Annotated in this window: 9 protein-coding genes and 1 pseudogene; 7 read left to right on the forward strand and 3 right to left on the reverse strand. The window is 69.2% G+C overall.

Annotation, left to right across the window (positions count from 1 at the left end):
* Positions 1-2 precede the first annotated feature (2 nt).
* On the forward strand, positions 3-1,214 hold the full coding sequence (locus tag AB0I89_RS06410) for a helix-turn-helix transcriptional regulator (RefSeq protein WP_357121148.1): 1,212 nt from the start codon (positions 3-5) through the stop codon (positions 1,212-1,214).
* Between the two features lie 511 nt (positions 1,215-1,725).
* A pseudogene (locus tag AB0I89_RS06415) lies at positions 1,726-1,941 on the forward strand (hypothetical protein); the annotation flags it as partial.
* Between the two features lie 215 nt (positions 1,942-2,156).
* On the opposite strand, the gene AB0I89_RS06420 reads toward AB0I89_RS06415, so the two are convergent.
* Positions 2,157-3,293 carry a DUF1996 domain-containing protein gene (locus tag AB0I89_RS06420; RefSeq protein ID WP_357121151.1) on the reverse strand — a complete coding sequence of 379 codons (1,137 nt, stop codon included), beginning with the start codon at positions 3,291-3,293 and terminating at the stop codon, positions 2,157-2,159.
* A 691-nt stretch (positions 3,294-3,984) separates the two neighbouring features.
* Here AB0I89_RS06420 and glsA point away from each other — a divergent pair.
* From glsA to AB0I89_RS06440, 4 genes are all read left to right on the forward strand, one after another.
* Positions 3,985-5,622: a glutaminase A gene (gene glsA, locus AB0I89_RS06425; protein WP_357121154.1), complete on the forward strand. Its 1,638-nt coding sequence runs from the start codon at positions 3,985-3,987 to the stop codon at positions 5,620-5,622.
* A gap of 63 nt (positions 5,623-5,685) precedes the next feature.
* Positions 5,686-6,705 (forward strand): glutamine synthetase, encoded by a 1,020-nt coding sequence (gene glnII / locus AB0I89_RS06430; protein WP_357121157.1) that lies wholly within the window; start codon positions 5,686-5,688, stop codon positions 6,703-6,705.
* A 67-nt stretch (positions 6,706-6,772) separates the two neighbouring features.
* On the forward strand, positions 6,773-8,092 hold the full coding sequence (locus AB0I89_RS06435; protein ID WP_357121160.1) for an ammonium transporter: 1,320 nt from the start codon (positions 6,773-6,775) through the stop codon (positions 8,090-8,092).
* A gap of 179 nt (positions 8,093-8,271) precedes the next feature.
* Entirely contained in the window at positions 8,272-8,649 is a 378-nt protein-coding gene (locus tag AB0I89_RS06440; protein ID WP_357121163.1) for a MerR family transcriptional regulator, read from the forward strand.
* A gap of 91 nt (positions 8,650-8,740) precedes the next feature.
* Here the strand turns inward: AB0I89_RS06440 and AB0I89_RS06445 are convergent, their stop codons facing one another.
* Positions 8,741-9,034 (reverse strand): hypothetical protein, encoded by a 294-nt coding sequence (locus AB0I89_RS06445; protein WP_357121166.1) that lies wholly within the window; start codon positions 9,032-9,034, stop codon positions 8,741-8,743.
* A gap of 407 nt (positions 9,035-9,441) precedes the next feature.
* Positions 9,442-10,539, reverse strand: coding sequence for an ROK family protein (locus AB0I89_RS06450; protein WP_357121169.1), 1,098 nt, complete (start codon positions 10,537-10,539; stop codon positions 9,442-9,444).
* Between the two features lie 41 nt (positions 10,540-10,580).
* Here AB0I89_RS06450 and AB0I89_RS06455 point away from each other — a divergent pair, with 41 nt between their 5' ends.
* Positions 10,581-11,801: an MFS transporter gene (locus tag AB0I89_RS06455; protein WP_357121172.1), complete on the forward strand. Its 1,221-nt coding sequence runs from the start codon at positions 10,581-10,583 to the stop codon at positions 11,799-11,801.
* The last annotated feature ends 9 nt before the right edge of the window (positions 11,802-11,810 follow it).

Below are 11,810 nucleotides of genomic sequence, written 5' to 3' on the forward strand. Positions count from 1 at the left end.
GGATGGATCTCGTGCCGGAACTGACCTTCGGGCAGCGGTTGAAGGCTTACCGCGAGCGGTCGGGCAAAACCCGCGCGGTGCTCGGTGGGTTGGTCGGTCGCAGTGCCGAGTGGGTCAAGGCGGTGGAGACCGATCGGATCCTGCCGCCCCGTATTCACATGCTGGACCGGATCGCGCGTGCTCTGAAGGTCGAGGTGTCCGTCCTTGCCGGCGAGTTGGGGGCGCGGTCTGCTGCTGTCAATGGGCCGGAGCACCCGGCGCTGGCGTCGGTGCGGGACGCGGTGAACCGCTTCGCAGCTTTCGACGAGATCTCGCCGGAGTCGTTGACGAGACTGAGGGATCGGCTCGCGATGGCCTGGCGTGCGCGTCATCAGGCGTCGGATCACCGTACGGTGTTGGGCGGATTGTTGCCGGGGTTGCTGCGCGACGTGCAGCGTGCTGCGTTGGCGTACGAGGGTGACGAGCGTCGGCAGGCTCAGGCCCTGTTGGCGGAGACGTTCGGCCTGGCGCAGATGTTCCTCGCGTATCAGCCCGCAGCCGAGTTGTTGTGGCGGGTCGCCGACCGGGCGATGGTGGCGGCGCAGGAGTCTGGCGACCCGGAGGCGGTGGCGTGCGCGGGGTGGTTCCTCTGCCAGGTACATCGGGATGCCGGTGACTGGGACACGGCGATGGCGGTGACAGTGAACCTCCTGTCGGCGCTGGAGTCCCGTGCGGCCGATGGGAACACGAACCTGTTGGCGCTCTGGGGTGCGTTGAACTTCGAGGCTGCCTACACCGCCGCCCGTGCTGGTGAGGAAGGTAGGGCCTGGCGGTACTGGGATCGTGCGGATCGAGTGGCGCAGCGCCTGCCAACGGGTTTCTATCAGCCGCAGACATCGTTCTCGAAGGTCATCATGGGCGCTCATGCGGTGACCGTGGCGGTGGAGTTGCAGAAGTCCGGTGAGGCGGTGAGACAGGCGCGCCGTCATGACTCCGCGGCGATCCCGTCGAGGCCGCGCCGGGCGCGCCATCTCATCGAGGTCGCGCGGGCGCACCATGGCAAGAACGACACGGAAGCGGCCGTCTCGACCCTCCGGCAGGCGTACGAGTCGGCACCGGAGACCATCCGCTTCAACGGGTACGCCCGCCAGATCACCGTGGACCTGCTCGACGGCCCACGTTCCACTCGTGACGACGCCCGTGACCTCGCAGTCAAGGTCGGGCTTCTCTCGTGATCCAGGGGTAGGAACTCTACCCATTCCGTTCCGCGACCCACCGTAGCTTCTTGCTCACGGGATGCGGCGGGCGGTGCGGGTATCGCCTGGTCGCCGCGTCCCTCAGCTTCGAGGGCAGGGAGCCCTCCTCGTGCTCGAACGAGGGAGAGGTCGGTGCGGCGCGTTTCTTATGAGGAGTACCTTTCGGCCACCGCGCTGACGCTCGCCCGCAGGCATCGGCCGGTGTGGTCGTGGCGGCTCTGGCGACACGTCTGCCGCTGCGGAGCAGACCTGCCCTGCCGTGCCCGGCACCGGATTCCGATCAGTCGTGTCCACTGGCCCCAGGAGGGTGAGCAGTGAGCAGTGGGCGGCGAGAGGCGAACATCGCGGTTCACATCCGGGGCTCGTACGACAGGTGGAACGGCTGCCGGACGTCGTGGACGCGGCTCGCGCCGTACCCCTGCTGGCAGGGCGGATGGGCGACCAGTCGGCAGACATCGACGATGATCGCTTGCCTCCTGGCCGGTGTGCGATGACCGCCCACGGCCCGGTCATGCCGATCTGGAGCTGCGGTGGCTGCGGCCTGCCCTGGCCCTGCACGATCTGTAAGCGCGAGTTGCGCGCGGAGTATGCGGACGCTCCGGTGTCGTTGGCCCTCTACCTCGGGTCCTACCTCGTGCAGGCGACCGAGGACATGCGGTGGACGCCGGCCGGTGTGCTGCACCGCCGATTCCTCGGATGGACCAGGGATGTCCGCGCTTGAGCGGTGGTGCCGCCGTCGTCTACATCGGCGAGTTCGCCGCCGACCGGGCGTTCCCGACGGCAGCAGAAATTCCTGGGTCTGTTGCGCAAGTAGGCAGTCGAGTCGGCTGACGCGAGGTCTCCGGCATCGGGTCCGGGCTGGTCGCCCGAATCGTCCACCGGAGACCTCGTCGATCGGCGTCGACTCGCCGGCCGGTCAGTTCAGAAGTTGCCGGCGGAGTTGCACTTCACCTTCTGGTCGAGGCAGTTGCGGACCCTTGCGGCCAGCGCCTCGTCCTTCCAGGCGTTGAAGAAGTCCGCGTGCATCGAGAACGAGGTGCCGGACGCGAGGGTGACGCCGTTCGTGTTCGCGCTCAACGGGTACGAGATCACGAAGGACACCGACGGTACGGGTACCGGGTGGCTCTTCGGGCAGGCCCCGGTGTGGTCGCCGTTGGCCATGTGCGCCTTGTGGTCGGGGCTGTCCAGGTGCTTGCCGTCCCAGCAGTCCGGGAAGGTGATCTGCCGGACGACGTGCGCGGTCTTGGCGCAGACGGGGAAGGTCTTGTCGGCGCTGCGGCCGATCTCGCCACCGATGCCGGCGCACCAGAAGTGGTTGCCCTGCTTGTCCGGGGTGTCCACCTGGTTCTTGGCATTGCCGGTGATCATCCGCAGGCCGAACGGGAAGGGCTGGGTCTTGCTCGGGTCCTTCAGGCGGGAACCGTAGTAGACGGTCACCTCGGTCGGGTCGACGACCTTGCCGTTCTGGTACATGGTCGGCACCCAGTAGGCCGACTGGTCGTCCGGCGAGTTGCAGGTGGTCGCCTTCGACGCCCGCAGCGACTCCGCCGTCGAGGTGGCGTCGGTCGACCTGTTGCCCCAGAAGGTGTGGTTGTGCGAGGCGCCGGCCAGCTTGGGCAGGACGATCGGGTCGTCACTGTTGTGGTGGCTGACCGTGCAGCCGACGTTGAACTCCGCGACCTTCACCGGGTTGCCGGTCACCGGCTTCGGCTTGCGCGCGAAGAACGCCCTCGTCGCGGCGGCCTGCGCGGCGGCGTCGACGGTGATCCAACCACCCGACGTGGTGGGCGCGGCGGCGGTCGTGGACGAGGTGCCCGGCTTGGCCGGGGCGGACGGGCTGGTCGAGGTGCCCGGGGCGCTCGGGGTGGTCGCCGGGTCGCCCGCCGGGGCGGTCGTCGGCGTCGCGGCCCCGGACGAGCCGATGCCGGTGTCGCTGGACGGGCCGGACGCGCCGGGCGTGCCGGGGGACTCCTTGCATCCGCCGGTGAATGCCAGGCCCACCACCAGCAGGGCGGTCAGGGCGCGACGGTGTCGAGGGGTGGATCGCAGATGTGTCAACGAGGGTGCACCTTTCTTCCGAGAAGAAAGAGTACGAGTCGACCCCCTGCGCCTATCCGGCCGTGCCGATTAAATATGCCTTAAATATCGCTCCGGGATTGCCCTGTCAGCTCTGCGCGACGGTCTCTCCTGTCGATTGGATATCGATTCTCGAAAAGACGTAATCGGCGGGTCCGTCGGCAGTCCATCCCCGCCGCCGCGCGGGTGTCGGCGGTGTCGCCAGCCTCCCACGGGGTCGTCCGCCCCGGCGCCCTCGGCCGCACGAGGCGTCGCGACAGGTGCCGGGCCGGCCTGGGCAGCCGTGGTCGCGTTCGTCGACGACGGGGGGACCGGCGGCTAGCCGGGCGCGTACGGACGGCTGGGTGACCGCGTGCGCGCGACCATGACATCGGAGGCGTGCGCCCAACGGATTCACACAACCTGTTCAAAGGTGTGTGAGAAATCACCGTAGCGGTAGTGCTGCCCCTATTCACTCACGTGTCCCGGCACCCCCGATGGAGCGGCTGGGGGCGGCAGTCGCAGGTAAGAGGGAATCAAGCGGTCGTACACCGGTCCCTCCTAGTCTTCGAAAGGTCGGTGGGTCGACCGTCACCGGAGCGCGACTCCCGGAGATGGCGTCGCCACCACGTTGTCACCATTGATTACGGAGTAGTTGAAACCCGCTATGCCCGCGACCAGGAAAACCAGAGCCGTGCCACGTCGCCCCGATCAGGCGTGGTCCCGCCGTATCGAGCCGTCCGGCTTCGACGATTTTGCAGCGGCGGAGTACGGGAAGTTGTTCGGATCCTTCACGGTCGACACCGACGGAACGGTCGCGGCGGCGGAACTCGTCGGCCGGCTGCGCGCCGCAGGCATCTCGGAGACGGACCCGCGCCTGGTCGAGGTGCGGTCTGCCACCAGCGGCGACGGTCCGGCCCGCATCGACATATCCCGTTTCATCGCGTGGTGCAGGACGGGTGGCGGTGTCATCGAGAGGTCCCTTCGCGGAGACCTCGTCATTCCGGACTTCGCCGCCTTACAGACGGAGATCTTCTCGATCTACGAGGGCCTCAGGGGTGTGGACGGGGGGCGGGTAGCCGATTACATCCCGCAGCTCGGCCGCGTCGATCCGGAGAATTTCGGGATCGCGTTGTGCACGACCGACGGCCAGCGTTTCGCCGTGGGGGACGCGGAGACCCCGTTCTGCGTCCAGTCGGTCTGCAAGCCGATCAACTATTGTCTGGCGCTGGAGCAGCACGGCGCCGAACAGGTCCATCGGCACGTGGGGCGGGAACCCAGCGGTCGCGGGTTCAACGAGCTGACATTGAACAACGAGGGCCTTCCGCACAACCCGATGATCAATTCTGGGGCGATCATGTGCTGCTCGCTGCTGCGCCCGAGATGGGAGATGGCCGACCGTTTCGACCACGTCGCCGAAACGTGGCGCAGCTTGGCCGGCGGCGGGACGGTCGGCTTCAACAATGCCGTCTATCTCTCGGAACGGCGTACGGCGGATCGGAACTTCGCGCTCGGGTACTTCATGCGCGAGCATCAGGCCTTTCCGGACGGCACCGACCTCACCGAGACATTGGAGTTCTACTTCCAGTGCTGTTCCATCGAGGTCGACGCGCGGTCGCTGTCGGTCGTTGCCGCCTCACTCGCCAACGGCGGCGTCAACCCGCTCACCCGGGAGCGGATCTTCTCGGCTGACACCGCACGCAAGTGCCTGTCGCTGATGTCGTCGTGCGGGATGTACGACTATTCGGGGGAGTTCGCCTTCACCATCGGTCTGCCGGCGAAGAGCGGTGTCTCCGGCGGACTCATGATCGTGGTTCCCGGCGTGATGGGCGTCTGCGTCTGGTCGCCCCGCCTCGACGCGCTCGGCAACTCCGTCCGGGGAGTCGCGTTCTGCAAGGAACTCATCAACCGGTTCAACTTCCACGTCTACGACTCGTTGGCCGCCGGGGAGGACTCCGGCAAACGCGATCCGCGACGTGGCAGGAACGAGGACGAGGTGGCGTCGACCACGCGGTTGCTGTGGGCCGCCAGTCACGGCGATCTGGAGTACGTCCGGCTCGCGCTGGCCGCGGGGAAGGATCCGAACTCGGCCGACTACGACCGGCGGACGGCGCTGCACCTGACCGCCTCCGACGGAAACCTCGACGTGGTCCAGTACCTCCTGGACCGGGGGGCCGATCCAACTCTGCGGGACCGTTGGGGAGGCACGGCGCTCTCCGATGCCGAACGCGGAGCACATGACAACGTTGTCGCACTGCTCACGTCGACGGTGGGCGAGGGCCCGGCGTCAGCCACCCTCGTGCGAACCGACGCGCCGCTCGCGGCGGTCTGAACCGCCCGTTTCACCGATCACGATTTCGTGGGCCATCCGGCCCGATCACAGGAGAAGAGACCCATGGCGTACAAGGCTGAATACATCTGGATCGACGGCACCGCGCCGACCGCGAAGCTCCGGTCGAAGACGAAGATCATCGAGGACGGCGTCACGCCGGGCACGTGGGGCTTCGACGGTTCCAGCACCAACCAGGCCGAGGGCAGCAGCTCCGACCGCGTCCTCGAGCCGGTCGCCACCTACGCCGACCCCATCCGCGGCGGGGCGCACCTGCTGGTGCTCTGCGAGGTGTTCAACACCGACGGCACCCCGCACGAGTCCAACACGCGGGCGCTGCTGCGCCCGGTGGCCGAGCAGTTCGCCGGCCAGGAGTCGCTGTTCGGCATCGAGCAGGAGTACACGTTCTTCAAGGGCTCCCGCCCGCTGGGCTTCCCGGACGGCGGCTACCCGGCTCCGCAGGGTGGCTACTACTGCGGCGTCGGCGCGGACGAGATCTACGGCCGCGCCGTGGTCGAGAAGCACCTGGGCAACTGCCTCGCCGCGGGACTGTCCCTCTCCGGCATCAACGCCGAGGTCATGCCCGGCCAGTGGGAGTTCCAGGTCGGTCCGCTGTCCCCACTGGAGGTCGCCGACCAGCTGTGGATCGCCCGCTGGCTCCTGCACCGCACGGCCGAGGACTTCGGCATCTCCGCGACCCTGGAGCCGAAGCCCGCGCGGGGCGACTGGAACGGCGCCGGCGCGCACACCAACTTCTCGACGCGCGCCATGCGCGAGAACTATTCGGCGATCATCGAGGCCTGCGAGGCCCTCGGCCGGGGCGACAAGCCCGCCGAGCACATCCGCAGTTACGGTGCCGGCGTCGAGGCCCGTCTGACCGGCGCGCACGAGACGGCGCCCTGGAACGAGTACAGCTACGGCGTCTCGGATCGCGGTGCTTCCGTCCGCATCCCGTGGCAGGTGGAGATCGACAAGAAGGGCTACATCGAGGACCGCCGGCCCAACGCCAATGTCGACCCGTACACCGTCACCCGCCTCATCGTCGACACCTGCTGCAGCGCCCTGGAGGCCGCCGACCTCGTCTGAGGCGGTCGGACCGACATTCACCACGCCGCACTGCTGCGGCAGCTACCACGACATGGAGTGCATCTCGATGCCAGACGGCTTCGACGCGGGGGATACCGCATTCGTTCTGATCAGCGCCGCGTTGGTCATGCTGATGACCCCCGGCCTGGCGTTCTTCTACGGCGGCATGGTTCGCGTGAAGAGCGTTCTCAACATGCTGCTGATGAGCTTCATCAGCCTGGGCATCGTCAGCGTGCTCTGGGTGACCTACGGATACTCGCTCGCCTTCGGCGACGACGTCGGTGGACGCGGACTCGTCGGCGACCTGAGCAACGTGGGCCTGAGCGGCATCTCGGACACCACGTTGACGGGCAGCATTCCGGTGCTCGCGTTCGCGGTCTTTCAGATGATGTTCGCCGTCATCACGCCGGCCCTGATCAGCGGGGCGATCGCCGACCGTGCCAAGTTCGGCGCGTGGATGCTGTTCGTCGCGCTCTGGGTGACCGTGGTGTATTTCCCGGTGGCCCACTGGGTGTGGCAGGCCGACGGTTGGATCTTCAAGCTCGGCGTGAAGGACTTCGCCGGAGGCACGGCGGTCCACATCAACGCCGGCATGGCCGCCCTCGGCGCGCTCCTCGTCCTCGGCAACCGGGTCGGCTTCAGGCGTGAGTCGATGCGGGCGCACAGCTTGCCGCTCGTGATGCTCGGCTCCGGCCTGCTGTGGTTCGGGTGGTTCGGGTTCAACGCCGGATCGGCCCTCGCCGCCAATGGCACCGCCAGTGTCGCCTTCATGAACACCCAGGTGGCGGCCGGTGCCGGCATGATCGGATGGCTCGTCTGGGAGCGCGTACGCAAGGGTGGCTTCACCTCCCTGGGCGCCGCGTCGGGCGCGGTCGCCGGCCTGGTGGCGATCACCCCCGCGTGCGCGGTCGTGAACACCTGGGGTGCGATCGCCATCGGTGTCATCGCCGGTGTCGTCTGCGCCGGGGCCGTCGGCCTCAAGGACCGCTTCGGCTACGACGACTCACTGGACGTCGTGGCGGTTCACGCGGTCGGTGGTTTCGTCGGCACGCTGCTCATCGGAGTGTTCGACACCACCGACGGCCTCGTCGCCGGCGCGGGTGCCGGGCAACTGGGGAAGCAGGCGGTCGGCGCCTTCGCCGTCGCCGCGTATTCGGTGGCGCTGACCTGGCTGCTCGTCAAGATCATTGATGTGACGGTCGGCTTCCGGGTGCCGCGATCGGACGAGGTCGCCGGCATCGACCAGGTCCTGCACGCGGAGAGCGCCTACGACTTCGATGTCAGCGAGGGGCGGGCCGACCCGGTCGGCTCGACCGGCGGCCGGGCGCAGGACAGGACGACCCAGCATCCGATCATGGACGTCGTCAACGGCCCGTACACCCGCTGACCGACTGCGACGGACGTCGCCGTGGTCCGGACCGGGAGGGGTGCGCCAACCCTCCCGGTCCGCCGGCGTACGTCGACGGGAGCCGTCGCACTGGCAGCCGTCGCGTGGACGACGCTAGAATCTGACGCTGACGTCAGAGGTAAGTGTTGTCGGCGTCACCACGTGAGGGGGGAGGGGCCGTGCGGATCGGAGAACTCGCCACCAACACGGGAGTGTCGGTGCGCGCCCTGCGCTACTACGAGGAACAGTCGCTGCTGATCCCCGAGCGCAGCGGCGGCGGCCAGCGCCACTACGGCGAGGGAGCGATCGACCGCGTCCAGCTCATCCAGACGCTGTACGGCGCGGGTCTGTCCAGCCGGACGATCCTGGATCTGCTGCCCTGCGTCGACGCTCAGGTCAACACCCCGCAGTCCCGTGCCCTGCTGAACGCCGAACGGGACCGCATCACCCACCAGATCGACCAACTCGTCCAGGTCCGGGATCGCCTCGACGCGGTGATCAGCGCCAGCGAGGACCCGGGCAACGGCTGCGTCTACACGGACGCCGTCCCGCGGTAGGTGACCGCTCGGTCCCGGGGTCGCTCAGCGGGTACGAGGTCACGTACGACACGCAGGGGTCGGTAACGACTGCACGGCGACGCCCATGTCGTCAGCAACTGGCGCGGGCCTTGCGCAGGAAGGTCTTCCGCGAAACGATCTTCGTCGAATCCCGGCCGCTCGGCGCCAGCACCTGGTCCGGCCCGATTCGCGGGAGATCCGCGAGGGTGAAATCTACCGAGATGGCATCACGCCCACCAGACCCCCCGACGCTGTAGGTGACCTCGGGCCTGAGTTCGGTGAGCGGCTCGACGTCCACCACTGTGCCAAGTCCTTCGGCGAAGAAGTCGGTAGCCTCCTCGACCTCCCAGCCATCCGGCGGCTGACCGAGCAGGACAACCTCCACGGTCCCGCTTGTGGGTCGACCGCTGGCGGCCCACAAGACCAGCGGACGCTCGGTCCCGTCGTCCGGGGGGTCCTCGTAGACACGGACCCGGGCTGACATCCCGCCGCAGGTCACCAGGACACCTACCGGCCGACCATCGTGGACGGCTAGCGCGACAACAGGCTCGTCGGGTGGACTGCAGGCGGTAAGAAGGCTGAGCAGCGGCAATGACAACAGGACCCATGGGGCTCGTCTTCTGCGCATGCCGTCAGCATCCCGACGCGGCATCACCCTCCGATACCTCGGTGGTCACGAAAGGTGTACAGGTTGGCTCGGCGGCTCGCCGCATCCGCCCCCACGCGGGTGACTGAGGGTCACCCCGGCCACCGGCCGCGCCCGGCGCCCCAGCGAGGTTAGGCACTACTCGTCTAGCTGACCGGGGCCAGCGCCGGGACGCCGTACTGCTGGTCGAGGACCTGGATCGCGGCCCCGGCGGCGATCACGTCCGCGCCGAGGCTGGAGAGGGTCACGCTCGGGGCGAGCCAGTCCGCACGCCGCACGTCGGTACGGACGGCCTGCTCCACGGCGGCGCGGTAGACCTCGGCGTGGCGCAGCAGATCCGCGCCGGCGAGGACCACGTGGGCGAGGTCGAGGGTCTGGAGCAGGTTGACGACGCCGATCGCCAGGACCCGGGCGGCACGCGGGACGTCCCCCGTCTCGACGGCACGGAGGTGGACGACCTCCAGGCAGCCGTGGCGTCCACAGACGCAGACGGGCCCGTCCAGGTCGACGACCGTGTGGCCGAACTCGCCGGCGTTGGTGTGCGCCCCCCGATGGGCCGCGCCGCCCAGCCAGAAACCGCCCCCGATGCCGGATTCGACCATGATGAGCGCCGCGTCGCCGAACGTCGCGCCGTACCGCCACGCCTCGGCGGTGACACCGGCGGTCACGTCCTTGTCCAGGTGCACCGGCAGGCGGAGGCGCGCCTCGGCCAGTTCGCGCAGCGGTACGTCGTGCCAGTGCCGTAGGCCGTGCGCGTCCCGGACCAGCCCGTTGGCGTGGTCCAGGGGGCCGATCATGCCGAGGCCCACGCCGGTCAGCCGGTCCCGTAGCGCGGGGTCCGCGGTGATCGTTCCGATGCCGACGCACAGGGCGTCGAGGAGCTGTTCCGGGGTGAAGTCCGCGGGCAGCGGTCGGACCGTCGAGTGGCGCACGGCGCCGGCCAGGTCGACCAGGACCAGTCGCAGCGTGCGCCGGGCGACGTGCGCGCCGATCGCGTACCGGCTGTCCGGGACCAGCTCGTAGACGAGCGCGGGTTTGCCGACGCCCGGGCGGCGGACACCGGCGGGGCGGATCAGGCCGTCGGCGCCCAGGCGCGCGATGACCTTGGAGACGGCCTGCGGGGTCAGGCCGGTGGCGGCGACGACGGTCGACCGTTCGAACGTCCGTGCCGTACGCCCCACGGCCAACACCTGCGCCTGGTTGTAGCCGCGCAGGAACGTCACGTCCGCTGTGGTCCGCGTCATCTCGCCACTCTATTACGCAACGCTGTTGCTAAATTCGCTCGGTGAACGCACTGAGCAGAGGTCAACGCCTCGCGGCGCTTGCCGCCCTGGCACTGGGCGGCGTGGCGGTCGGCCTGACGGAGTTCGTGGCGATGGGCCTGCTCCCCGAGATGGCACGCGACCTGCTCGCCCAGGACTACGCCCGATCCTCGTCGGACGCCGTCGCGCGGGCCGGTTGGATGATCACGGCGTACGCGCTGGGCGTCGTCGTGGGCGCCCCACTGATCGCCGCGCTCAGCGCGCGCCTGCCCCGCCGCCGGCTCGTGCTCGGGCTGCTCGTCCTCTTCGTCGCCGGCACGATCGCCTCGGCGACCGCCCCGAACTTCGAGCTGGTGCTGGTCGCGCGGTTCGTCGCCGCGCTGCCGCACGGCGCGTACTTCGGCGCGGCCGGCCTGCTCGCCGCGACCCTGATGGGTCCCGGCAACGAGGCGCGGGGCTTCGCCACCGTGCTCGGTGGCCTGACCGTGAGCAACGTGGTGGGCGTACCGCTGATCACCCGGCTCGGGCAGGCGGCCGGCTGGCGTACGGCGTACCTGGTCATCGCCGGTGTCTTCCTGCTCACGCTGCTGGCCGTGCTGGCGGTCGTGCCGGAGGTCGCCGCGGCGGCGGACGGCTCGCCGGCCGCCGAGCTGCGGGCCCTGCGGACCTCGCAGGTCTGGCTGGTCGCGGCCACCGGCGCGATCGGTTTCGCCGGGTTCTTCGCGGTTGACTCGTACATCGCGCCGGTCACCACCGACGTCGCCGGACTCTCCGCCGCGACCGTGCCCTGGGTGCTGGTCGCGGTGGGCCTCGGCATGACCGTCGGCAACGCCCTGGGCGGCTGGCTCGCCGATCGGGACCTGCGTCGCAGCCAGATGATCGGTTTCGTGGCGATGATCGTCAGCATCGGCGTGTTCAGTCTCGTCGCGTCGCACCCCGTGGGTCTCTTCGTCGGCGCGTTCCTGGTCGGCGCGACGAGTCTCTACCTCGGTCCGGTCCTGCAGGCACGCCTCATCACGGTCGCCCCCGGCGCCCAGTTGATGGGCGCGGCGCTCAACCAGTCCGCCATGAACATCGCGAACAGCCTGGGCGCGGCGCTGGGCAGCGTCGGCATCGCCGCCGGGCTCGGCTACCTCGCGCCGGCCCGGGTGGGCCTGGTCCTGGCGGTCATCGGGCTGGGCCTGGGAATCGTCAGCTACGCGGGGCGTCGTCGGGACCGGGAGCCGGCCGCCATGGCGGGTTGACCGCCGATG

Origin of the sequence: Micromonospora sp. NPDC049801 (assembly GCF_040656575.1) — a bacterium.
Classification (GTDB): Bacteria; Actinomycetota; Actinomycetes; order Mycobacteriales; family Micromonosporaceae; genus Micromonospora.

What these genes read in the sequence shown, in the direction of transcription:
- AB0I89_RS06410 (WP_357121148.1), top strand. Translation starts at nt 3, where the DNA reads ATGGATCTCGTGCCGGAACTGACCTTCGGGCAGCGGTTGAAGGCTTAC.
- glnII (WP_357121157.1), top strand. Translation starts at nt 5,686, where the DNA reads ATGGCGTACAAGGCTGAATACATCTGGATCGACGGCACCGCGCCGACC.
- AB0I89_RS06435 (WP_357121160.1), top strand. Translation starts at nt 6,773, where the DNA reads ATGCCAGACGGCTTCGACGCGGGGGATACCGCATTCGTTCTGATCAGC.
- AB0I89_RS06450 (WP_357121169.1), bottom strand. Translation starts at nt 10,539, where the DNA reads ATGACGCGGACCACAGCGGACGTGACGTTCCTGCGCGGCTACAACCAG.